This window comes from Photobacterium ganghwense, assembly GCF_003025595.1.
Taxonomy (GTDB): Bacteria; Pseudomonadota; Gammaproteobacteria; order Enterobacterales; family Vibrionaceae; genus Photobacterium; species Photobacterium ganghwense.
Genome location: NZ_PYMI01000002.1, coordinates 789,522 through 812,519, shown reverse-complemented (window position 1 = coordinate 812,519; position 22,998 = coordinate 789,522). Strand labels below are relative to the sequence as shown.

The following is a 22,998-nucleotide window of genomic DNA, read 5'->3' as shown; positions in this document are numbered from 1 at the left end:
AACAGGAGATTTTATGTATCAGCTATATTACTACCCAAATAATGCCAGCCTGGCACCGCACTTTTTGCTATATCACATGGGGCTTGAGTATGAGCTGTTACTGGTGGATAAAAAATCCAATGCTCAGAAATCGGCTGATTATCTTAAACTCAACCCGGCGGGCCGTATTCCAACCTTAATAGATAATGGTATGGCCATTTTTGAAAGCCCAGCCATTTGTATTCACCTCTGCGAACAACACCCTGAATACGGATTGATTCCCCACCTGGGTACGCCAGAACGCCCACTTTTCTTCCAGTGGCTGGCTTACCTCAATAACACCCTGCAAGCCGAACTGATGGTACGTTATTATCCGCACCGTCATACGAATGATGAGTCAACCATTCCCAATATCATTGCCGCACAAGATGAACGCATTTCTGAAGCGTTGACCGTCATTGATGAACAGTTAGCAGGAAAGCCCTATTTACTTGGTGAACACCTGACCGCTTGTGACTTTTTCTTGTTTATGCTCGCCGAATGGTCGCTACCGGTTAAGAAGTCTCCGATGCATTTCCCTCACCTATCAGCTTTCCTGATGAAAATGGCTGCTCACCCGACCGTTCAGGCCGTATGTACGATAGAGGAAATGGATTTGACACCGTTTAATGGTGATGGAGGTGGTGATAGTGGTAAAAATTAAATTGCTTTCTATATGAACGAATTTAAAACTGCTTTTAGGATAAAACATCGCATAAAAACAATTTCCGCTTTCACAGCGGGGTGGTCATCAGCTGTTAAACATTAAACAAACTCCGGCTAATAGTCGGAAACGATTTCAGGAAGCGGATAACAGACGAGCATTGTCGTTATCCGCCTCCCCGAGCATTACCAGAAACCGGCGTTTCGCTGGCTTCAGATGATTTTAAGCCTATTGACGCTTCCATCCACTCCAGACAGGATAACCCTCAGGATCTCGCAATGTCAGCACTTCGTTGCCTTTTCGTACTTCAATCGCAATCATGGCCGGTTGCCCGTCAAACGTAATACGGGAACCTTTTATCGTGACTTTATCATTGGGGGTGATTTTCACATCCTGATTTTCAATGTACCACGCAGGACCAAGATGGACGGAGACGTTACCCTCCGCGGTTTTCACCGTCAGGTGAACACCATAATGCATCCCGTGCATGAGAGTGACTTTATCAACAGAGACTACATCACCGCTGATCGACTCTATAGTTTGCGGGTCATACATCATCCCATATTGAGAACCATGTCCCCATCCACCACTCCCGTGCCATGACATGCCCTGCTGGGCTATCGCTTCACTGGTAAAAGTCACATTCAACAAAATAGCCATTGATATCAACATCATGATGCTTTTCATTCCAGGACTCCTTTTACTGCATTTATCCCACGGTTTATAACAATGAAAGAACAAAACCAGCCCTCAGCACCTGCTTAAAGCAAGCGTCTATGCATGGCGGCCTTTCATTATCCTTGCAAGTTTAGTGGTTAATCTATACCCGCTAAGATCATAAAAATGTGATCAGCTGTACTTGATGAAGAATTAAACACCTTGCAGCGAGAATGAGTCAGCCTGATGCATTCACATTCTTGGCGCAATCTACAGTTAGCCAGGAATGCCAGCTCAGATGTTTCGGGTTAACCTGTCGGGTGTCTGCCTCACAAGTGCAGTTCGACAATAATGGGATAAAAATATCGTCCAAGAATATGCTGGCTGAAAAGACGGACTATAAGTATTTTCACTAAGACAGCGCGACAACCGCCTCGATTTCAATCAGTAGATCCGGATGAATCAGATTAGAGACTTCAACCAATGAACAAGCCGGTAAGAAACTCTCATAAAACCCAAAAAGTTGTTCGCGTATCAATGAGAGTTGACTAATATCCTTAACAAAAATGGTCAACTTGACCAAATCCTCTTTACAGCGTTTTTCGGTTTTCAGTATTTGAGCCAGTTGAGCAAGAATCACTTCGCTCTGTGCAATTAATGGGTCTGACTGCGCTGATGTACCAAAGGCGGTTAGCCCTGACACATACAAGGTATCCTTGTGCTTTACCGCATGCACATAAGGCCCTGCAATAGTCGGCAAATATTCATAGTTCACTCTTTCTGGCATAAAAACTCCTAGTTAAAAATAGTATTATTAATGTTATGCCAAAACACCCATATCAAAAATAAGGTCGGGAGCATACTTGATAACAAATCTAGCAACATCATCACCCGATAGTATATCTATTGGGCACCCAATATTATCAGAAACTTCCATTGCTTTTTTTTCCAAGCTTTCAGTTTTTTCACCTGTCGTAATTAATAGACCGATATCCCCATTATACTTTTCTAAACCTGTTCTAATTTGGTCAATTGCTGATAAGTCAGTATGGTCACCTGAGTACGACTTTATTTGAATAATCATTTTAGTTTCCATATCACTTAATACTAATTGTGACTTAACCGTTACAATGAGATCAGCCCCATAATCAGTACCCCAACCGAATCCGTTTTCTTCGACATCAATGACATTTGGCATTTTTCTAAATACCTTAGCAAGAAATCGTTCAAGATTCTTACTTTTATTCATAGACTGTATTAATACCGTCAGTTCTTTAAGATAGGAATATGTACTCTGCTTTAAATGATATTCTTCTTTGTTTTCTCCTTCAGACAGATTAACTTTGTTACTTTTTATATTATTTATTGATGTATAAAAATCTTCTTGAGCATGAATTCTGTGATATCTATATCGTGGATTTAAGTTAACAGTTGGTAAAACATTAGGATCACGACGTTCAAATTCAATAATTGATTCAATATCTATACTAAAAAAATGCCTAAAATCCGTTCCCCAAGAACATTCAAGCCCTTCGTCAAAACCATAGCGGCTAACAACCTTTGCAGCAACACATCTTCCCCAAGTTGGGACATTTATATGGACAATCCAATCATCTTCTTTTATTTCTAATAAAAATAGCTGTCGCGAGTGCCAATCTGTCCAATTATTTTTAATCAGCAGATTGTGGTTTTCATCTTGAGACCAACCAAATCTGGATTTCCCTGCTTTCAACGAACCTAGTAGCAACCCTTTTTCTTTATTTTCATTACATCCATTAAAAGCCCAAACTGTCATACATCCTGCTCCACAAAATATGAACTCAATATCTTATAACAGGGAAGATACAGTGTTAAGCATGGGGATCATTCATAAAAAAAGCCCCGGACAGGGACCGGGGCGAACACCTAACAGGCGATTAAGAGATTGTTGATTGCAATCTAAGTGGACACTAAGGGACTCATTGCAGTAACGCGCCTTGTTGTACCCATTTGCCGATGAGAGAGCGCTCATCATCTGTCATCTGGGTCAAGTTCCCTAATGGCATCACCTTGGTTTGTACCGCCTGAGCGACGATGCGAGGTGCGTTAGTCTGAATTTCTTCTGCAGTATCCAGAATCACACCGGCAGGTGCAGTTCTGAATGCGGCGTTGGTCGGTGTCGCTGAATGACATTCAGTACACCGGTTGTTTATAACGTCCTTCACTTCAGCAAAAGCAATCGCGTCAGCCGACGAAGGGGTTGCCGAATCCGTTACTGATGCCGAGTTTGAGTCTACGACATTGGATACGGTGGCAGCTTTAGCCGTTACCGACACACTTGGCTGATTGGCATATGGCGATGTCACAAACGCCAGCGCAATCATACCCAACGCGGCAACAGGCACAGTCCAGGCATATTTCTGGCCGTCATGTCGGGTGTTGAAGTAATGGCGCACCAGTACACTGAATACCGCCAGTCCCGCCAGAATTAACCAGTTGTATTCCGAGCCGTAGGTGCTTGGAAAGTGGTTACTGATCATAATGAACAGCACTGGAAGCGTCAGGTAGTTGTTATGGCGCGAACGCAACAGACCTTTTGCTGGCAACTCCGGATCCGGCTCGCGGTTTTCCTCAATCGCTTTCACCAGGCCACGCTGTGCTGGCATGATGACACGGAATACGTTTCCCACCATGATGGTACCGATGATTGCACCCACATGGATGTACGCACCACGGCCACTGAACACCTGTGCCAGGCCGTATGCCGCCCCAACTAACCCGAGGAACAGAACCAGTCCGAGCAGCGCTGGTTTTTTACCCAGTGGCGAGTCACACAAGAAGTCATACACCAGCCAGCCAGCAACCAGGGAACCGATACCAATTGCGATTGCAGTTGATGGTGCCATATCCGCACCCGGTGCAATCAGGTAAATCTTCGCGTTCAGGTAGTAAACGATGAACAGCAGGCAGATTCCAGATATCCAGGTAAAGTAGGCTTCCCACTTAAACCAGTGAAGGTTTTCCGGCATTTTGGGTGGTGCCAGTTTGTATTTTTCCAGGTGGTAGATCCCCCCACCGTGGATTGCCCAAAGGTCTCCGGAAAGGCCGGTTTTCGGATTAACCCTGTTAAGGTTGTTTTCCAGCCATACGAAGTAGAAGGATGCACCTATCCATGCAATCCCGACAATCATATGAATCCAGCGTACTGCCAAATTCAGCCATTCCGTGATATGTGGATCCATTTTTAACTCCTTGACAGCAACTGAGCCGTGTTTGCTTGATGCTGTTTAATGATGGTGTCGCAATGCGGTATGTCCTCTAAATGCAGTGATACCAGCTCGTTTTCAAAATAGACTTCGTCGCAGTTGTTCCCATTACCGGCACGGTCAACAATAAGGAACTGATCCTGTTCGGTCAGTGCCAGCACCGGGTGATGCCACACACCTTTGTGGTAGTTAACACCCTGGCGCCCATTGCTGAGAAACGCGCGGCTCTGGGAGAGCTGCGGGTCGTCTCCTTTAGGGGCAACCACAATTAAGTATGGTTGCCCGAGTAATGGAATAAACGCCTGTGAACCTAGCGGATGACGTTCAAGCATGGATATCGTCAGCGGGTATGTCAGGGGTGTTGCCTGAAAAATGCTGATGATAGCCCTGCCACCCTGCTCTGCTACATCGGCCTGCGCCAGCTGGTGATAACGGCGGGTTGAGCCATTGTTGATCATGAAGTAGTCACGGTTTTCCACTTCAATCACATCGCCAAACGGTGCGAAGGCATCTTGTGTCAGTGGTTCAATCGTTAAACGGCGTAATCCATTACTCATTCTTTATTCCTTCCTGATGGTTATGCTTTTGTCGTGGCTTTGGTGCCAAACAGACGCAAACGGCTGATACCACCATCAGGGAAGATGTTCAGTCGAACGTGTGTTACCGGGCCAATGTCATTGATCTCATTGCTGAATTCATGAATTTCATGCGCACTCAGCTTTTGAGATGGCAACAGTTCACGCCAGAACAGGCTCTGGGTCGCGACTTGCTCGTCAGTACCGCCCTTCACATAAGCAGCCTGGATTGAACAGCTGTCAGGGTAGTTCCCCTTAAAGTGTGCGGTATCAACGACAATACGGTCGATCGTACCGGCATGACCCAGCGCCACCAGCACCCAGTCGTTACCTGGTGTACGACGGCGCGCAGTTTCCCAACCGTCCCCCATGTTTTCGCCACGGCCCGGGCCTAAAATGTTCGATGTTTTACCGTAGTGCTCATCACTACAGGCCACAGCTCGACCACCATTTTCCACTGCTGCCAGATCAACCTGCTGCTGCGGGTCAATACGATCCCAGTCAACGGCTGGCTGGCCGTATACGCGCAGGCGGGCTACCCCACCGTCCGGATAGATATTCAGACGAACGTGGGTATAAGTTTTCTCGCTGCTGATTGCCTGCAGATGATGGCTGTTACCCTGAAGACTCAGTGACGGGACAATTTCGTCCCACTCAGTGCTGTCATCCGGTGTACCATCCGGGCTGTAGCAGGCATCCAACGATGCAGAAGGCGGGAAATTCCCGGTAAAGAAAGAGGTGTCGATATCCACACCGGCAATCACACCAGACAGAGCCAACTTCACAACGCAGTAGTCGTAACCTTCTGAACGCTTGCGGCGAGTTTCCCAGCCATCCATCCATTTACCGTTGTCGTCAAATACGCCTTCTTTCCACTCAGGCGCTTCACGGCGCAGGAGTCGGCTTTTATCTGCGAAAAAATCATCAGTTGCGAATAGCGCTTCTGCGCCCAGTTTTTCATCAGCCAGATTGACGTATTGCGAAAAATCTAAGGACATGTCTTGTCATCCTTTCCAATTAAGTAGTTAATCAATAAACAACTCAGTGTGTGTCTGGCTACCCCTGCAACCACCAGGTTTTCACCTGTGCATGTGCCAGAGAGGGTTCCGGGAACGGTTGTCAGCGAAGTGACTTACATATCCCAGAGACGTAAAAACGCGATTTTGTTAATTTCTTTGATGGCGGTTTCAAATTCTGTCTCACCGTCATTGGTCAGGCGCTTTTTAAACGCATCAAGGATCTGATGTCGGTTTGCACCTTTCACTGCCATGATGAACGGGAACTTGAAACGCTCTTTGTAGCGATCGTTATAGGTCGTAAACTTATCGAACTCTTCCGGAGTACACTGATCAATCCCGGCCCCGGCCTGCTCTTTTGTCGATGCTTCTGTCAGCTCACCATTAATTGCGGCACGTCCGGCTAAATCCGGGTGCGCATTAATAAGATCAAGCTGCGCTTGTTTGTCAGCCCCCAGCAGTACCGTCGCCATTTTCAGGTGCAGGGTTTCAATTTGATTGTCTTCAGCCTGAAGCCCTTGTTCGAACACGGCTTCCGCGACCCACGGACTGTGCTCATAGATATCGCCGAATGCTTCCACAAAGTGCTCGCGGCTCATATCAGAAGGCTTACAGAAACGAAATGCAGTCATAAAAAGGTTCTCCTTCCTTGGTCGAGCCGGCGTCAGGCACCGGATCCTTTCGTTGGTTTACCCCGGTAAGGGTGGTGTTCATGCCAGTGGCGAGCAATGTCGATGCGACGGCACAACCAGACGTCATCGTGACGTTTCACATAGTCCAGGAAGCGACGCAGTGAAGCGATACGACCCGGACGGCCAATCAGACGGCAATGCAAACCGACCGACATCATCTTTGGCGCCGTTGCTCCCTCGGCATATAGGGTGTCGAAGGTGTCTTTCAAGTACTGAAAGAACTGTTCGCCTGAGTTAAAGCCCTGAACCGTTGCAAAACGCATGTCGTTCACGTCTAACGTGTAAGGGATAACCAGCTGTGGCTTACCCACTTCCGTGTGCCAATAAGGCAGATCATCATCATAGGCATCAGAGTCATACAAAAAACCGCCCTCTTCCGCGATAATCCGACGGGTATTTGGCCCTGTGCGGCCGGTATACCAGCCGTAAGGACGTTCTCCGGTCACTTTACGAATGATGTCGATCGCTTTGAACATGTGATCGCGTTCTTCTGACTCATCCATGTACTGATAGTCAATCCAGCGATAACCATGACTACAGATTTCGTGCCCCGCTTCGACCATGGCTTTGGCGACATCCGGGTGACGTTCAAATGCCATTGCCACCGCAAACACTGTTAAAGGAATGTTATATTCCTCAAACAATCGTAACACCCGCCACACGCCAGCACGACTGCCATATTCATAGATGGACTCCATACTGATATGTCGCTCACCTTTTATTGGCTGTGCGGAGGGGATCTCCGACAGGAATGCTTCCGATTCATCGTCACCATGAAGCAGGCACCGTTCGCCCCCTTCTTCATAATTCAAGACAAATGACACCGCGACTCTGGCGCGATTTGGCCATTTCGGATCAGGTGGATTTGCCCCGTACCCGATCAGATCTCTTGAATATTCCGTTTCCATCCAAGTTCTCCTTACGCTCAGTCATGTATTTCTGTAATACATGAACCAATCATTTTGTACTAAACATTGTATACAATAAAATTCGATCTTGTAAAGAATTTGTTTCAACAAAACATCTTTATAACAACACACCCATTTTCAGTGGCTTAGCGGGATAGTGCAAATTGCCACAAGTTTTAAATGGCTCACGGTCTTGGAAATTCTGCAAATTCATAATTAACATTTTAGTAACAGTGTGCTTTACTAACCAAGTACATTGTGTACATATAAGATCCAAATCAAGGCAAGAGCCAACGGCACTTGTACACAAATAGGAAAGGAAAACACAAGGAGAACGCACAGCGTTTACAGCTTATGGGCAAACTGACAACACATGTTTTGGATACAATGAGTGGCTTTCCAGGCGCGGAAATTAAGGTAGAACTGTTTCGTCTGAATGGCGAACAGTGTGAAAAGGTAAAAACCGTCACGACCAATGCCGACGGCCGGACAGACGGTCCGATACTGGAAGGCGCGGCATTTAAAGCCGGTAAATATCAGTTGGTGTTTCATGTTGCTGACTATTTCACCCAAAAAGGGGTCACGCTTGACGACGTCCCTTTCCTGGATGATGTCGTGATTCGTTTTGGTCTGAATGATGAGCAGGCGCACTATCACGTGCCGCTGCTGGTTTCGCCATACAGCTTCTCAACCTATCGGGGCAGCTAAATCTGAAGCAACCGCTGTTCATCCATAGCAGATACAGCAAGAGGCCAGTGGCTCACAACCCGCCGTTAGAGGAACAGCATCCCGACGGCATGGCCTTCCATCCATAAAAACTATTACACGTTATATACACGCAATCGTTGCAAACACAGCCATTGCAAACACAACAATAAAACAGCAGATGGAGAATTGAAGTTTGGTTGTATTCAATTTGCTGAAACGAACATAGTAAAGGTTTGCTGAAAATGAGTGAAAGCAAAACGGAAGTACTCAATGAATCGGGATCGGAAGGGATCCTGGAGCGCTTTTTCCGATTAAAAGCGCACGGCACCAGTGTTAAGAATGAAATGATTGGCGGCATAACCACTTTTGCCACCATGGCGTACATAATTTTCGTCAATCCGAACATCATGGCCGTCTCCGGGATGGATAAAGGTGCCGTTTTTGTCGCAACCTGTATTGGTGCGGCGCTGGGCTGCCTGCTGATGGGCCTGTTTGCGAACTGGCCGGTTGGCCTCGCTCCGGGCATGGGACTAAATGCCTTTTTCTCTTTTACCGTTGTCAACGAAATGGGTTATAGCTGGGAGGTCGCTTTGGGGGCGGTTTTCCTGTCCGGCCTATTATTCGTCGGCATGAGTTTTTATAAGGTAAGGGAGTGGATTATCGACAGTATTCCCCCCAGCCTGCGGTTTTCCATGACTGCCGGTGTGGGTCTGTTTCTGGGCCTGATTGGTCTGAAAACAGCAGGGATCGTTGTCGATAACCCGGCGACGCTGGTCTCATTGGGCGACTTTACCCGCCCCGAGGCGCTGCTGGCAGCCATCGGCTTTCTGATTATCGCAGTACTGAGCGAGCGTAAGGTGTTCGGTGCCGTCCTGATCGGCATTCTAAGTGTCACACTCATCGGCATGATGCTGGGGCTGGTCACCTATAACGGCTTCTTTGCCGCACCGCCGAGTCTCGCACCGACCTTCCTTGCTATGGACATTAGTGGTGCGTTTCAGATCTCGATGATCAGCGTGATTCTGGCATTCCTGTTTGTCAATATGTTCGATACCGCAGGTACCTTGATGGGGGTGGCTGAGCGAGCTCACCTGATCAACCACGAAACAGGCAAAATTGAAGGACTGAGCAAAGCGCTCAAAGCCGACAGTGTTGCCAGTGTCGCCGGTGCCTGTGTGGGTTGCCCTCCGGTCACCAGCTATGTAGAAAGTGCGGCCGGTGTGGCGGCAGGTGCACGTACAGGCCTGTCGGCTCTGGTAGTAGGCGCCCTGTTTGTTGCCGCAATCTTTCTTTCTCCCGTTGCAGGCATGATTCCGGCCTATGCAACTTCCGGAGCCCTGATCTATGTGGCGTTTGTCATGATGGGCAGTATGCAGCATGTGAATTGGAAGTCGTTCACTGATTCTGCCCCGGCAGCAATTACCGCGTTAATGATGCCACTGACATTTTCCATTGCCAACGGAATCGCACTGGGCTTTATCACCTATACCGTGCTGAAAGTTTCAACCGGACACAACAAGGATGTTTCTGTCTCAATGTACGTTCTGACAGCACTCTTTATCGCCAAACTGGTCTACATCGGCTAGCCGCGGCACCCCTGAGACGGCAGTCCATATTTCGCCGCTCAGCACATAAAACGCAGTACGCAATACAGTCACACACAAGGTGCACGCACCGAGCACTGATAACCCGTCATAGAGGACAACGCCTGTCAGCTCTATCGGTTTCGTGCACCTTGTTTTCAGCCAACGCTGGTCCGGTCAGCAGAGTTTTTTCAGCGTTGGATGACAAGGATGGCCCTGCCCCGGATGTAGCGGTCGTTAAACTACAAACCACAATGAGCCCGGACGGAAACGGCTCTGAGAGGAACAGTCAATGAAACTACTGTATACCTTAAACGAACGACCACCTTATGGATTAACGTTTTTACTCGCTCTGCAACACATGCTGGCCTCAATAGGTGGGATCGTTGCAGTCCCCTTAATTGTCGGCTCTTCCATTGGCCTGCCCAATGGAGAAATTGTTTCACTCATCAATGCCGCCTTACTGGCTTCCGGCATCGTGACCATTGCCCAGTGTATCGGCTTCGGCCCGGTAGGCATCCGATTACCGGTTGTGATGGGCTCCAGTTTCGGTTTTCTGGGCGTCGCCATCAGTATTGGTAAAGACGGCGGTGTCGGCAGCATTATGGGGGCAGCACTGGTTGGATCCTTCTTCGTGATTTTTGCCAGTTTCTACATGGACAAAGTCCGCAAGCTGTTTCCCACCGTCGTCAGCGGAGTGGTAGTGACCTTAATTGGTCTGACTATCCTGCCCGTGGCCATGAACTGGGTCGGTGATGCGCCTGCCGTCAGTCAGGAATTTGCCACTCTGCCGAAACTCTTCCTGGCCGCGATCTCACTGGGTATTGTGGTTATCGTATCGGTGTACTGCAAAGGTGCAGTGGCAGCTTCAGCCATTGTGATTGGTCTGGCGGGTGGCTATTTGGTTGCACTGTCACTGGGCATGGTGGATCTGGAGCAGATCGCGGCAACTCCCTGGGTCGGTGGCCCTGAACCACTGAAATATGGCCTGACTTTCTCAACCGGAGCCATCATCAGCATGAGCCTTGTCTACATTGTGGTGATCGCAGAAGCCACCGGGGACTTCATGGCACTGGCCAACAACTGCCAGACCCGCATAGACGGTAATGACCTGAAACGTGGTCTGCTGGGCGACGGTCTGGGCAGCACTCTGGCATCTCTGCTAACCGCAATGCCTTTGGCATCATTCAGCCAAAATGTCGGTATCGTAGGTATCACCGGTGTTGCCAGTCGCTACGTGGTTGCAGCGACCGGCGGATTACTGATTCTGGGCGGCCTGTTCCCGAAACTGGCAGCTATTGCCGTGACCATCCCGAAACCGGTGCTGGGTGGTGTTGGCTTCATCATGTTCGGCATGATTGCCTACGCCGGTATCCGCATGCTGATTAAAGCGGCAGATACCAAACGTAACGCGCTGGTAATTTGTGTTGGTCTGGCATCGGGCCTGGCAGTGACATTTGAGCCACGCCTGCTGCAGCACCTGCCGCATGACCTGTCGAACTTCCTGCACTCCGGAATTACAACGGGCACTATCGTGACAGTCATTCTGAACCAGCTGCTGCCAAGAGCTTCTCGTAAAGAGGAACGCGAAGCGCTGGTCGAGAGCCAGACCCAGGTTGAACTTGAACTGGCTGAGCATGACAGTGAACACCCTGCGCCTGGTTTGGCAAAAGAAGCGGGAGCAACAAAAGAAGCGGTACCGGTACAAGATAATAAAAAATCAGCGCGGGCTCCGCAGCCTCAGCAACTGAACATCCAGCAAGACTAAATCTGACAGCCGCTCTGCGATTTCGGTGATGAACACCCACAGATGGCAGATGCGGCTGACTACCCGCCGGTCACAAATAATATGCACGTGACCGGCACTTTTAACACCTGAAACACAACGCAAAAAACCTATTTTCAACCACTATCAACACATCAAGACCCTCTCCCCTGCAAAGGCAGAGATGGCTAAGGAATAGCATGAATGGAAACCATCTGGATTAAACATCCACTCGCCGTTTACACCGGCAACACTGATGATGCCCGTGGCGGTATCGTGGTAAAAGGCGATAAAATTGTTGAACTGCTCGCCCTCAACCAGTCCCCTTCCATCCCCGTCGATTACACGGTTGATGCCTCCCGGCATGTGATCACTCCGGGACTGGTCAATGCCCACCATCACTTTTATCAGACCCTGACCCGGGCCTACCCGGATGCTCTCAACAAGGAGCTGTTTCACTGGCTGCAAAGCCTGTACCCGGTGTGGGCCAACCTTGATGAAGAAATGATGCAGGTGGCGACTGAACTGGCCTTAGTGGAACTGATGATGTCGGGCTGTACCACCGCATCCGATCACCATTATCTGTTGCCCACAGGGCTGGAGCATGCCATTGACCTGCAAGTTGAGGCGGCAAAAAATTTGGGAGTGCGGGCTATTTTCACTCGTGGCTCGATGAGTCTCGGTGAAGACGATGGCGGCCTGCCGCCAAGACACACGATTCAGACTGAGCAGGCAATTATTGATGACAGTACCCGTCTGATCCGCGAATACCACCAGAACCATGACGGTGCAATGACCCAAATTGCGCTGGCTCCTTGCTCTCCGTTTTCTGTTACGACTGACCTGATGAAAGAAACCGCCTACCTGGGTAAAGAGTATCAGGTCATGCTGCACACCCATTTGTGCGAAACACTGGATGAAGAGGATTTCTGTATTGAACGCTTCGGCCTGCGTCCGGTGGACTATTTAGAAGAAGTGGGCTGGCTGAACGATCGCACCTGGCTGGCCCACGGCATCCACTTCAACAAGCAGGAAATCGAACGTCTGGGCAAGGCGGGCGTCGGGATCTGTCACTGTCCGACATCTAACATGATGCTGGCCTCCGGCATCTGCAAAAATCGTGAACTGGAAGCCGCTGGCGTCAAAGTTGGCCTCGGCGTTGATGGTTCCGCCTCGAATGACGGTTCCAACCTGATTGCAGAAGTCAGAATGGCCATGTATCTGCAGCGTCTGCAATACGGCTCGGCGAATGTGACCCACTTTGATGCCCTGCGCTGGGCGACATCCGGTTCCGCGCGGGCAATGGGACGTACCGATATCGGGGAAATTGCCGTCGGCAAACAGGCCGACCTGGCCATGTTCTTGTTAGATGACATCCGGTTTTCAGGCAGCCACGATCCGCTGGCCGCTTTGATTCTGTGTGGAGCGCAGCACGCTGACAGAGTCATGGTTGCAGGAGAATGGCGCGTGCTGGACGGTACTGTGCGAGGTGTCGACATGGAGTTGTTGCTGCACCGACACCGTGCAGCGGCCAAACGCCTGGCGCAAAAAGCACAACAGACCATTCGCCGATAAAGGTTCTTAATCGCAAATATGACTGCTGTATATCGCCCATTGGAAAACCGTCCCGAGGCGAACAGCACTCACCAATAACGTTTACTAACACAATAAAAGAACATGTCTAATTAAAAGACCATGTCACGATAAAGACTTTGTCCTTTCCGCCCTGACAGCTTCAACCTGCAGGGCGGTTTTTTTATTGTCGCTGAAAGTACGATAGCGTTGCTTTTCCTGAGCGACCAATCCTGAATTTACCGCGCCGATGCAACAAGAGAAAAAACAATTCTGTTTATCGCTTTATCGCTTTATCGCTTTATCGCTTTATCGCTTTATCGGAAAGTAAGTCGAAATTAGTGAGACTGGTCGCATATACCATCAATGTATGACTTTGATGCCACGGCATACCTTCCAAGTCCCTCTTTGGCTGATACATACTATTTGCCAGATACATCCTAAAAGCGGCATCAAGACATACCTATCTGATGCAGGCCCATTAAATACGGTAACTTATTTGCAAGCAGGCTAAGAGACAGGAGTAAAAATGGAACGTAGTAGCATTAAGAACGTGGTCTTTGATGTAGGCAATGTCATTGTCCGCTGGGCACCGCAAGAGATTGTGCGACTCACTTTTGGTGACGTAGAATCTCCCGAACAATTAGGTAGCACGATTTTCAGAAGCGATACGTGGCTAGACCTGAATAAAGGTCTGCTGACTGAAGCTGAAGCCAAACAGCAATACCAACAAACGATTGGTTTATCTGAATTAGAATGTGAACGCCTCTTTTACTACGTAAAACAAACCCAGATACTGCTTTTTGGCTCCGTAGACTTACTCCAGCGAGTTAAAGCGGCAGGCTATGGTGTTTACGCGCTCACAGATAACGTGACCGAGATTGTGGAATATCTCCAGTCAACTTATTCCTTCTGGGAACATTTTGACGGAGCCACAGTCTCAGCCGAGCTGGGACTGTTAAAACCTCAGCCTGAAATCTACCATTCCTTGTTAGATCAGCACGCCTTGTCAGCGTCGGAGACTGTTTTTATCGACGACATGCCACATAATGTCAGAGGAGCAGAATCAGTCAGTATCACAGCCATTCAATTTGAGAGCGCGGCGCAGTGTGAACAAGCATTGAGGGCTCTCGGTTTATCGTTTTAACCAGTATTCCATGGTACGTTAAACCGCAGATAGCACGGAAACCATTGTCACGTTTTCAAATGTCGCTTTAAACGCTGAAGAACGGACTGGACTTAAAATTCAGCTTGAGAGATGGCTGGATTCCTGTATTGCCAGATTTTTTGCAGCCAGACTCTTTGTGGCTCGGCATGACTGAGCCGCACTCATACCTGAGTGTGGCTTTTCACTCCGCAGCCTTTGATGACTAATTGGGTCAGAAACTGTGCCGCGTCATCGTAATCGTCGTGAGTGAGTGCATTTTTGTTCATCACATTACAAATCTGCCAGCTGAAATCAGCATATGTCTGAGTGGCTGACCAGATCATAAACATCAGGTGATGAGCAGACACTTTATCCATCAGCCCCTGTTCGCTCCAACTGGTGAACTTTCCGATGATCATCTGAGACTGTAGAAACAGCTCTTCACGAATATCATCCGGCAATGCCTGACCGCCTGACATCACCTCACTGGCAAACACGCGGGATGCATGAGGATGATCACGGGAAATCATCAGCTTCGTCTGAATGTAACGGGTCAGAGCTTCAACCGGGTCATCCAACTCTTCAATGGGGCGCGACGCTGCCAGCAAAGGTTTTGTCACGGTTTCCAGCACGGCAAAATACAGCTTATCTTTCGAACTGAAATAATAGAAAACATTGGCTTTCGGGATATCCGCTGCCCTGGCGATATCCACCATTTTGGTCGCTGAGTAACCGTGTGTTGCAAACTGCTCACTAGCGACCTGAATGATGAGCGCCTGATTTTTTTGCCTGATCCGGGTCATTGCCATGTCCTGGCTGAAACTTGATTCATTTAGTCTAAAGAAATCAACGATAAACACCAACGAGAGGGAAGTAAAAATGGTGCTCAGGTCAACTTTGTCTCTGTCTTTAATCAATGATGTCAGTGTGACAAACACACCGACATAAACATTTGACAGAAGGAAGGGGCCAGGCCAGTTTGACAGGCGTAAACTCAGTGACTGAGGATGAGGTTACTCTGGCATAGCCCCTTAACTGGCGTGGCTCCCTCACCAACGAGGACGGGTTACACGATCAGAATGGCACGGAAATCGTTCACATTGGTTAACGTAGGCCCGGTAAAGATAAGGCTCTGCGTCTTTTCGAAAAACGCGTAGCTGTTGTTATTGTCGAGGTAACTGTCCGGGTTCAATTCCAGCGCCTGTGCCCTCGCCCAAGTTTCGGGGGTTACCCACGCACCAGCGTTATCTTCAACGCCATCGATACCGTCTGTATCAGCGGCAATGGCATAAACCCGATGTAACCCTTTTAACTCGTTAAGTAAGCTGAGCAAAAATTCGCAGTTGCGCCCCCCTCGCCCTTCACCTTTTACGGTCACAGTAGTCTCGCCGCCAGAGATCAGCACACACGGTGTCTGAAAGGGTTGCTGGTGTGAGACAATCTGACGCGCTAACGCAGCATGCACTTTGGCGACATCCCGGGCTTCACCTTCCATACTGTCACTGAGAATATAAGCCGGAATCCCCATGCCTTCAGCATCTGCCGCCGCCGCTTCCAGCGCCAGCTGTGGGGTCGCAATCAGATGGTTCTGACACCGTGACCAACACGGGTCATTCGGTTTCACCGTTTCAGACTCCGGCTGATTAAGCCACTGAAACGCTGAAGCCGGAATGTCGATCTTGTAACGTTCCAGAATGGCCAGTGCATCAAAGCGAGTGGTATTGTCGGGCACTGTCGGGCCGGAAGCGATCACGCTCAGGTCATCACCCGGAACATCCGAAATCGCCAGCGTGATCACCTGAGCAGGATACGCCAGCTTCGCCACCCGACCGCCTTTCAGGGCAGACAAGTGCTTACGCACACAGTTCATTTCATCAATCGCCGCACCGGAACGAAGTAACGATTTGTTGATCGCCTGCTTTTCGGCCAGCGTAATGCCCGGAGCCGGTAAACTCAACAAGGCAGAGCCGCCACCTGAAATCAGGCAGATCAGGGTATCTTCTTCGTTCAGACCAGACACCAGCTCAAGCACACGCTCACCGACTGCCATCCCCATGGCATCCGGCACCGGGTGTGAGGCTTCAATGACTTCAATCATGTCACACGCAGCTGTGTGCCCATATCGTGTCACAACCAGCCCTTCCAGCTTGCCCCCCGTTGACTCGACCACGGTCTCTGAATCATGGCTCTGCTTTGCAGCGGCTGAAAACTTTGACACTGCTTTTGATGACGCCTCAGACGACAGATTTGCTGGCACCTTCTGCCGCCAGATCAGTTCCAGCTCCTGTGCCATAGAAGCCGCCGCTTTACCGGCACCAATCACCACGGTTCGCCCGCGTTTGTTACCAGCTTGCGTAAAAAGTGTATCCGGCAGATACGCAGCCATATTGCCTTTCGGCAAAGCCTGCTTTACTGCACTGTCATAAAGTATGCGCAAAAACTGTTTTGCATCGATATCCATCTGCAACTCCTTGTCGACAGATAAAACGTGAGAGAGTGAGGAAAAGATCCCGCTGCCAGTCAGCGGCAGGCCTGCATGCCAGAGTCCTGCCAGTTTTCACCGACACCTGACCCCGTACCGTTCAGGACAGCGGGAACGCGCGATAAAGGAGACAAAAGCGCGCGGTTTAGTAAGAATTCTGATATCACCGAGATAGGCAGCTTAGCATGCCCCTGCTTAACTGCCTTTTAGCATAGTCAGGCTATCAGCCGCGAATCGAATGACCCGCACGCTTTTCAATGGCCTTAATCAATGCTGAGTGGTCCCAGTTTTCACCACCCAGTGCCACACACTCGTCGAACAAGACTTGTGCGGTCTCTGTATTCGGCAAAGACACACCCAATGCTTCAGCTCCGCTCAGTGCCAGGCGCAAGTCTTTCTGGTGCAGTGCGATTTTGAACCCTGGGTTAAAGGTGCCTTTAACCATACGATCACCATGCACTTCCAGAATTTTCGAACTGGCAAACCCACCCAGCAGAGCTTCACGCACTCGAGCCGGATCCGCTCCTGCCTTAGAGGCAAACACCAGTGCTTCCGAAACCGCTTCAATATTCAGTGCGACAATAATCTGGTTCGCGACTTTACACGTTTGACCGGCGCCGTTATCCCCCACCAGCGTGATGTTCTGGCCCATGATGTCAAACAGAGGTGCTGCTTTGTCAAACGCCGCTTGAGCACCGCCGACCATGATACTCAGCGTACCGTTAATCGCGCCCACTTCGCCACCGGATACCGGCGCATCCAGATACTGTGCCCCGCTTTCTTTGATGCGAGCAGCAAATTCTTTGGTGGCAATTGGGGAAATCGAACTCATGTCGATGACCAGCTTGCTGGTCGCATCACCACTGGCCTGAATACCCTGCTCAATGCCGTTTTCACCAAACAGCACCGCTTCCACCTGTGGTGTGTTTGGCACCATCAGAACGACCACGTCGGCAATCTTGGCGGCTTCGCTCGGTGTCCGGCAAACCAGTGCACCCGCGTCGACCAGATCCTGTGGTGGCTTACTGTAGTGATCCGACAGTACCAGTGTATGACCGGCTTTTTGCAGATTTTCCGCCATAGGTTTACCCATGATACCGGTACCGATAAATGCGATTTTCATCCCTAATTCTCCTTAATCTTGAATGTATTCCGAACTCACTGAAATCCGATGATGTACTGTGGCTGTATTGCCAGACTAGCGGTACTGATTCAGCCAGTTGAGTCCTTCCAGCGTGGTCGTTTTCGGTTTGTATTCGCAGCCGACCCACCCTTCATACCCCAGCGAGTCCAAGTGGCTCAGCACGAACGGGTAGTTGATTTCACCGGTACCCGGTTCATGGCGACCAGGGTTATCTGCCAGCTGTACGTGTCCAATCTGCACCAAGTTATCAGTCAGGGTGGTTGCCAGATCCCCTTCCATGATCTGCATGTGATATATGTCGTACTGTAGTGAAAGATTAGTGCTGCCCACCTCTGCAATCACGGCTTTCCCCTGCTCAGTTGTGTTCAGGAAAAACCCCGGAATATCACGGGTATTAATGGCTTCAATCACCAGACGAATACCTTCGGCTTCCAGCGCCTGAGAAGCAAAACGCAGGTTGTCGACAAAAGTACGATGTGCCTCCTGTGCACTGACACCTTGCGGCACAATACCGGCCAGACAGTTGACCTGAGTGCAGCCCAGCGCTTTGGCATACGCGATCGCTTTTGGTACACCATCGCGAAATGCTTGTACCCGAGACGGGTCAACCGCTATCCCGCGCTCGCCGGCATCCCAGTCACCTGCAGGCAGATTAAAAAGCACTTGTTGCAAGTGGTATTCTGACAGTCGAGCTTTAATTTCTTCCGCCGGGAAATCGTAAGGAAACAGGTATTCAACCCCGTCAAACCCGGCTTTTGCGGCGGCTTCAAAGCGATCCAGAAAAGCATGTTCGGTAAACAGCATGGATAAGTTTGCAGCAAATTTTGGCATGGTTCTGTCCTTAAAATGTGTATCCATTTCTGTGGCTCTACCACTGAGCCACTGCTTCTAAGCAAGTCCGGTACTTTGCCGGTTATCGTGACCAGCAAAGTACGATATTGTCAGCGTGGGAACGCTATTTCCTGAGTTGGCCAGTCAACGTTAAGAGAGCCGTTCCTGGCAGCGGCTGCCCAAACAAAGAGTCCGCAGCCACTTACCTTTCTAACTTTCTAAACTTGCAATCCAACTCATATTCAGGCTGCTCAAGATGGGTCAGACGTCCCGGCCTGATGAGCCAGCGCAGTTGGAGCATCTGCAATGCTATCAGCCAGCGCTTCAAACTCATTGATGGCGTTAATCTCAACACCCATCGCGATATTGGTCACACGCTCCAGAATGACTTCCACCACAACCGGCACTTGGTGTTTGTTCATCAGCTCACGGGCTTCAGCAAACGCCGTCGGCAACTGATCCGGATCGGTGACACGAATGGCTTTACAGCCCAGACCTTCCACCACCGTGACGTGATCGACCCCATAGCCATTAAGCTCTGGTGCGTTCTGGTTCTCAAAGGCCAGCTGAACACAGTAATCGATATCGAACTGACGTTGAGCCTGACGAATCAGCCCCAGGTAGGAGTTATTCACCAGCACATGGATGTACGGCAGATTGAACTGCGCCCCTACCGCCAGTTCTTCAATCATGAACTGGAAGTCATAGTCACCGGAGATAGCCACCACATCACGGCTCGGATCCGCTGCTTTCACTCCCAATGCTGCAGGTGTTGTCCAGCCCAGCGGGCCAGCCTGACCACAGTTAATCCAATGGCGCGGTTTGTACACATGCAGGAATTGGGCTGCGGCAATTTGCGACAGACCGATTGTGCTGACGTAGCAGGTATCACGGCCAAAGACTTTGTTCATCTCCTCATAGACGCGCATTGGTTTAATCGGGGTATCAGTAAAATGGGTTTTGCGCAGCATCGTGGATTTACGCGCCTGACATTCCCCAACCCACTGACTGCGGTCAGCCAGTTTCCCGGCAGCACGCCATTCGCGAGCAACGTCCACCAGCAATTCAAGTGCGGCCTTCGCATCAGAAACAATCCCCAGATCCGGACAGAACACCCGACCAATCTGAGTGGGTTCAATATCAATGTGAACAAACTTGCGGCCTTCGGTGTACACATCCAAAGAGCCGGTATGACGGTTTGCCCATCGGTTGCCAATGCCCATGACAAAATCAGCATTGAGCAGTGTTTCGTTACCGTAACGGTGTGCCGTTTGCAGACCCACCATACCGACCATTAACTCGTGATCGTCCGGAATCGAGCCCCAGCCCATCAGGGTCGGAATAACAGGAACACCGGTAATTTCAGCAAATTGCTGCAAAAGATCAGATGCGTCCGCATTGATGATCCCGCCACCGGCGACAATCACTGGTTTATCCGCAGCACTCAACATCGCCAGGGCTTTCTCAACCTGCGCACGGGTAGCCTGCGGCTTATAGGCTTCTAGTGGTTCGTAACTGTCAATATCAAACTCAATTTCCGCCAACTGCACATCAATCGGCAGGTCAATCAGCACCGGGCCAGGACGGCCTGAACGCATCAGGTGGAATGCTTTCTGGAAAGCTCGCGGTACCTGAGCCGGTTCCAGTACTGTGGTCGCCCACTTAGTGACAGGCTGAGCGATAGACTCAATGTCCACGGCCTGAAAATCTTCTTTGTGCAGTCGGGCACGTGGTGCCTGGCCGGTAATACACAAAATCGGAATAGAATCTGCCGTGGCCGAATACAGACCGGTAATCATGTCTGTCCCCGCCGGACCTGACGTACCTATACATACACCGATGTTACCTGCTGACGTACGGGTATACCCTTCCGCCATGTGGGATGCCCCTTCTACGTGACGGGCCAGAACATGATCAATGCCCCCCAATTTTTTCATTGCCGCATACATAGGGTTAATTGCCGCACCGGGAACACCAAAGGCGATATCTACCCCTTCACGTTTCAGTACTTCAACCGCGGCTTCGATTGCTTTCATCTTTGCCATTCAGACCTCCATTTCATTGTATACAATTTTCAATCATTTTGTGTACTATGGCTGATATACAGAATTTCGCAACCCTCGAAAAAACATTTTCTTAACAACAACGCCATTTCTTTTTCACCCCAACAGCGGTAAGCCCCTGTCTTTGCAGCGATTAATTTTACATCTCGTTGATAAAAATATTTTTTGCCCTTTTTAAAATGAAACAAGATTGTTAAAATAACCTTTGATTGTTTACATAAATTCCAATATAAGTATTTACGTATCTTATTTTTTGTACACAAAATCGTAAGATATTGTTTAAAGGAGACGATAAAAACATGCTTACAGAAAATACGGACAGAGCCTTGAGTGCCTGCTTGGAAGTACGAGGATGTACCGCCGACAGTCAATACCAACAAATCCTCTCTTCAGAGGCGCTGAATTTTTTATGCTTGCTGGTGAGTGAGTTTGGCGAACGACGCAATCAGTTACTGACTGAGCGCGAACGTAAACAAAAACGATTTGATGCCGGTGAATTACCGGATTTTCGTGAAGACACAAAAGCAATTCGTGAAGATAAAAGCTGGAAAGTCGCAGCCCTTCCCGACGCATTGAAAGACCGCCGGGTAGAGATCACCGGTCCGGTTGACCGCAAAATGGTTATCAATGCCCTAAATTCCGGCGCCAAAGTTTTCATGTGCTGCTTTGAAGATGCATCTTCCCCGACCTGGCAGAACATGGTTGAGGGACAGATCAATCTGCGCGATGCCAATTTGGGTACCATCAGCTACTATGACAATCAGAAAGATAAACACTATTCGCTGAATGCCAACCCTGCGCTGCTGATTGCTCGTCCGCGTGGCCTGCACCTGCCTGAGCAATCAATTACCTTTAATGGCCAGCCAATTCCCGGCTGTCTGATGGATTTTGCCCTGTACTTTTTCCACAACTACCTAGTTCGTGCCGAAAAAGGCCTGGGCGTTTACTACTACATTCCGAAGCTGGAATGCATGGAAGAGGCCCAATGGTGGGATGATGTATTCCGCTTCACTGAAGATCACTTCAGCGTAGAACGGGGCACAATTCGTGCCACAGTGCTGATTGAAACCCTACCGGCCGTTTTCCAGATGGAAGAAATGCTGTATGCGATGAAGGATCACATCGTCGCCATGAACTGTGGCCGCTGGGACTACATTTTCAGTTACATCAAGACCCTGAAAAATCATACCGACCGGATCCTACCGGATCGCCACGGCGTTGGCATGGATCAGCCATTCCTCAAAGCCTATAGCCAGTTACTTGTGCGTACCTGCCATGAACGAGGCGCACTGGCGATGGGCGGAATGTCTGCTTTCATTCCGGCTAAAGATCCTGCTGAGATGGAAAAAGTCACCGCCAAAGTCATCGACGATAAAGAGCGTGAAGCCCGTAATGGCCACGATGGTACGTGGGTCGCACATCCGGCGTTAGTCGATCTGGCCATGTCCGTTTTCGACGCACACCTGAACGGACAGAAGAATCAGCTCAACTTCCAGAGTCCAGAAAGCCCGATTTCTGCCGAGCTACTGCTCCAGCCTTGCCAGGGTTCCCGAGATGAAGCTGGGGTCAGAAAAAATATTCGCATCGCCCTTTACTACATCGAAGCCTGGATTCAGGGCATGGGCTGCGTGCCAATTTACGGCCTGATGGAGGATGCTGCGACAGCAGAAATTTCCCGCGCCAATATCTGGCAATGGATCCATCACGGCGTAACGCTGGACGATGGCCAGCGTTTTACCGCAGAACTTTTTCACACCTGGCTCTACCAAGAGCTGGATACCATAAAACAGGAAGTTGGTGAGCCTCGTTATGCTGCCGGACGGTTTGAAGAAACCGCTGACCTTTTTTATAAACTGTCTACAGCTGACGAATTTGCCAACTTCCTGACTCTACCAAGTTATGCGCTGCTGAAAGGAGCAGCCTAAGTT

20 protein-coding genes are annotated in these 22,998 nt (G+C 49.6%); 7 read left to right on the top strand and 13 right to left on the bottom strand.

Features of this window, described 5'->3' with window-relative positions; all coding sequences use genetic code 11:
• Positions 1–13 precede the first annotated feature (13 nt).
• Positions 14–682 carry a glutathione S-transferase family protein gene (locus C9I92_RS09450; RefSeq protein WP_047884546.1) on the top strand — a complete coding sequence of 223 codons (669 nt, stop codon included), beginning with the start codon at positions 14–16 and terminating at the stop codon, positions 680–682.
• 228 nt (positions 683–910) lie between these two features.
• Here C9I92_RS09450 and C9I92_RS09445 read toward each other — a convergent pair whose 3' ends face one another.
• The 8 genes from C9I92_RS09445 to puuE all read right to left on the bottom strand — a co-directional run bounded on the left by C9I92_RS09445 (position 911) and on the right by puuE (position 7,775).
• The gene (locus tag C9I92_RS09445) at positions 911–1,369 is read right to left on the bottom strand and encodes a MamS/MamX family magnetosome protein (RefSeq protein ID WP_047884547.1); all 459 of its coding nucleotides are present in this window, start codon (positions 1,367–1,369) and stop codon (positions 911–913) included.
• A 382-nt stretch (positions 1,370–1,751) separates the two neighbouring features.
• Positions 1,752–2,126: a RidA family protein gene (locus C9I92_RS09440; RefSeq protein WP_047884548.1), complete on the bottom strand. Its 375-nt coding sequence runs from the start codon at positions 2,124–2,126 to the stop codon at positions 1,752–1,754.
• Between the two features lie 33 nt (positions 2,127–2,159).
• Complete coding sequence (locus tag C9I92_RS09435; RefSeq protein ID WP_047884549.1) at positions 2,160–3,134, bottom strand: restriction endonuclease; 975 nt, start codon at positions 3,132–3,134, stop codon at positions 2,160–2,162.
• Between the two features lie 163 nt (positions 3,135–3,297).
• Positions 3,298–4,560: a urate hydroxylase PuuD gene (locus tag C9I92_RS09430; protein WP_047884550.1), complete on the bottom strand. Its 1,263-nt coding sequence runs from the start codon at positions 4,558–4,560 to the stop codon at positions 3,298–3,300.
• 2 nt (positions 4,561–4,562) lie between these two features.
• On the bottom strand, positions 4,563–5,141 hold the full coding sequence (locus C9I92_RS09425; protein ID WP_047884551.1) for an ureidoglycolate lyase: 579 nt from the start codon (positions 5,139–5,141) through the stop codon (positions 4,563–4,565).
• A gap of 20 nt (positions 5,142–5,161) precedes the next feature.
• Complete coding sequence (gene alc, locus C9I92_RS09420) at positions 5,162–6,157, bottom strand: allantoicase (RefSeq protein WP_047884552.1); 996 nt, start codon at positions 6,155–6,157, stop codon at positions 5,162–5,164.
• Positions 6,158–6,291: 134 nt separating this feature from the next.
• Positions 6,292–6,807 (bottom strand): 2-oxo-4-hydroxy-4-carboxy-5-ureidoimidazoline decarboxylase, encoded by a 516-nt coding sequence (gene uraD, locus C9I92_RS09415; protein ID WP_047884553.1) that lies wholly within the window; start codon positions 6,805–6,807, stop codon positions 6,292–6,294.
• A gap of 32 nt (positions 6,808–6,839) precedes the next feature.
• Positions 6,840–7,775 carry an allantoinase PuuE gene (gene puuE, locus C9I92_RS09410; protein ID WP_047884554.1) on the bottom strand — a complete coding sequence of 312 codons (936 nt, stop codon included), beginning with the start codon at positions 7,773–7,775 and terminating at the stop codon, positions 6,840–6,842.
• A 354-nt stretch (positions 7,776–8,129) separates the two neighbouring features.
• On the opposite strand from puuE, the gene uraH reads away from it, so the two are divergent.
• From uraH to C9I92_RS09385, 5 genes are all read left to right on the top strand, one after another.
• Complete coding sequence (gene uraH, locus C9I92_RS09405) at positions 8,130–8,483, top strand: hydroxyisourate hydrolase (RefSeq protein WP_047884555.1); 354 nt, start codon at positions 8,130–8,132, stop codon at positions 8,481–8,483.
• Between the two features lie 242 nt (positions 8,484–8,725).
• Positions 8,726–10,069: an NCS2 family permease gene (locus C9I92_RS09400; protein WP_047884556.1), complete on the top strand. Its 1,344-nt coding sequence runs from the start codon at positions 8,726–8,728 to the stop codon at positions 10,067–10,069.
• Between the two features lie 289 nt (positions 10,070–10,358).
• The gene (locus tag C9I92_RS09395) at positions 10,359–11,834 is read left to right on the top strand and encodes a nucleobase:cation symporter-2 family protein (protein ID WP_047884557.1); all 1,476 of its coding nucleotides are present in this window, start codon (positions 10,359–10,361) and stop codon (positions 11,832–11,834) included.
• A gap of 201 nt (positions 11,835–12,035) precedes the next feature.
• Positions 12,036–13,406: an 8-oxoguanine deaminase gene (locus C9I92_RS09390; protein ID WP_047884558.1), complete on the top strand. Its 1,371-nt coding sequence runs from the start codon at positions 12,036–12,038 to the stop codon at positions 13,404–13,406.
• A gap of 526 nt (positions 13,407–13,932) precedes the next feature.
• The gene (locus C9I92_RS09385; protein WP_047884559.1) at positions 13,933–14,550 is read left to right on the top strand and encodes an HAD family hydrolase; all 618 of its coding nucleotides are present in this window, start codon (positions 13,933–13,935) and stop codon (positions 14,548–14,550) included.
• A gap of 182 nt (positions 14,551–14,732) precedes the next feature.
• Here the strand turns inward: C9I92_RS09385 and C9I92_RS09380 are convergent, their stop codons facing one another.
• The 5 genes from C9I92_RS09380 to gcl all read right to left on the bottom strand — a co-directional run bounded on the left by C9I92_RS09380 (position 14,733) and on the right by gcl (position 21,052).
• Positions 14,733–15,353 (bottom strand): TetR/AcrR family transcriptional regulator, encoded by a 621-nt coding sequence (locus C9I92_RS09380; protein WP_047884560.1) that lies wholly within the window; start codon positions 15,351–15,353, stop codon positions 14,733–14,735.
• Between the two features lie 263 nt (positions 15,354–15,616).
• Entirely contained in the window at positions 15,617–17,011 is a 1,395-nt protein-coding gene (locus C9I92_RS09375; protein WP_047884561.1) for a glycerate kinase type-2 family protein, read from the bottom strand.
• Between the two features lie 244 nt (positions 17,012–17,255).
• A complete protein-coding gene (locus tag C9I92_RS09370) occupies positions 17,256–18,155 on the bottom strand; it encodes a 2-hydroxy-3-oxopropionate reductase (protein WP_047884562.1) in 900 nt (299 codons plus the stop codon).
• Between the two features lie 75 nt (positions 18,156–18,230).
• Entirely contained in the window at positions 18,231–19,007 is a 777-nt protein-coding gene (gene hyi, locus C9I92_RS09365) for a hydroxypyruvate isomerase (RefSeq protein WP_047884563.1), read from the bottom strand.
• 251 nt (positions 19,008–19,258) lie between these two features.
• On the bottom strand, positions 19,259–21,052 hold the full coding sequence (gene gcl / locus C9I92_RS09360; protein WP_047884564.1) for a glyoxylate carboligase: 1,794 nt from the start codon (positions 21,050–21,052) through the stop codon (positions 19,259–19,261).
• 317 nt (positions 21,053–21,369) lie between these two features.
• Here gcl and aceB point away from each other — a divergent pair, with 317 nt between their 5' ends.
• Positions 21,370–22,995, top strand: coding sequence for a malate synthase A (aceB, locus tag C9I92_RS09355; protein ID WP_047884565.1), 1,626 nt, complete (start codon positions 21,370–21,372; stop codon positions 22,993–22,995).
• Positions 22,996–22,998 lie beyond the last annotated feature (3 nt).

Bases quoted from the DNA above. Each gene is read 5' to 3' on its own strand.
- C9I92_RS09425 (WP_047884551.1), bottom strand. From the start codon at position 5,141: ATGAGTAATGGATTACGCCGTTTAACGATTGAACCACTGACACAAGAT.
- C9I92_RS09385 (WP_047884559.1), top strand. From the start codon at position 13,933: ATGGAACGTAGTAGCATTAAGAACGTGGTCTTTGATGTAGGCAATGTC.
- C9I92_RS09375 (WP_047884561.1), bottom strand. From the start codon at position 17,011: ATGGATATCGATGCAAAACAGTTTTTGCGCATACTTTATGACAGTGCA.
- C9I92_RS09445 (WP_047884547.1), bottom strand. From the start codon at position 1,369: ATGAAAAGCATCATGATGTTGATATCAATGGCTATTTTGTTGAATGTG.
- uraD (WP_047884553.1), bottom strand. From the start codon at position 6,807: ATGACTGCATTTCGTTTCTGTAAGCCTTCTGATATGAGCCGCGAGCAC.
- alc (WP_047884552.1), bottom strand. From the start codon at position 6,157: ATGTCCTTAGATTTTTCGCAATACGTCAATCTGGCTGATGAAAAACTG.
- C9I92_RS09450 (WP_047884546.1), top strand. From the start codon at position 14: ATGTATCAGCTATATTACTACCCAAATAATGCCAGCCTGGCACCGCAC.
- aceB (WP_047884565.1), top strand. From the start codon at position 21,370: ATGCTTACAGAAAATACGGACAGAGCCTTGAGTGCCTGCTTGGAAGTA.
- C9I92_RS09370 (WP_047884562.1), bottom strand. From the start codon at position 18,155: ATGAAAATCGCATTTATCGGTACCGGTATCATGGGTAAACCTATGGCG.
- C9I92_RS09440 (WP_047884548.1), bottom strand. From the start codon at position 2,126: ATGCCAGAAAGAGTGAACTATGAATATTTGCCGACTATTGCAGGGCCT.
- C9I92_RS09435 (WP_047884549.1), bottom strand. From the start codon at position 3,134: ATGACAGTTTGGGCTTTTAATGGATGTAATGAAAATAAAGAAAAAGGG.
- C9I92_RS09430 (WP_047884550.1), bottom strand. From the start codon at position 4,560: ATGGATCCACATATCACGGAATGGCTGAATTTGGCAGTACGCTGGATT.
- C9I92_RS09395 (WP_047884557.1), top strand. From the start codon at position 10,359: ATGAAACTACTGTATACCTTAAACGAACGACCACCTTATGGATTAACG.
- gcl (WP_047884564.1), bottom strand. From the start codon at position 21,052: ATGGCAAAGATGAAAGCAATCGAAGCCGCGGTTGAAGTACTGAAACGT.
- C9I92_RS09400 (WP_047884556.1), top strand. From the start codon at position 8,726: ATGAGTGAAAGCAAAACGGAAGTACTCAATGAATCGGGATCGGAAGGG.
- C9I92_RS09380 (WP_047884560.1), bottom strand. From the start codon at position 15,353: ATGACCCGGATCAGGCAAAAAAATCAGGCGCTCATCATTCAGGTCGCT.
- uraH (WP_047884555.1), top strand. From the start codon at position 8,130: ATGGGCAAACTGACAACACATGTTTTGGATACAATGAGTGGCTTTCCA.
- C9I92_RS09390 (WP_047884558.1), top strand. From the start codon at position 12,036: ATGGAAACCATCTGGATTAAACATCCACTCGCCGTTTACACCGGCAAC.
- puuE (WP_047884554.1), bottom strand. From the start codon at position 7,775: ATGGAAACGGAATATTCAAGAGATCTGATCGGGTACGGGGCAAATCCA.
- hyi (WP_047884563.1), bottom strand. From the start codon at position 19,007: ATGCCAAAATTTGCTGCAAACTTATCCATGCTGTTTACCGAACATGCT.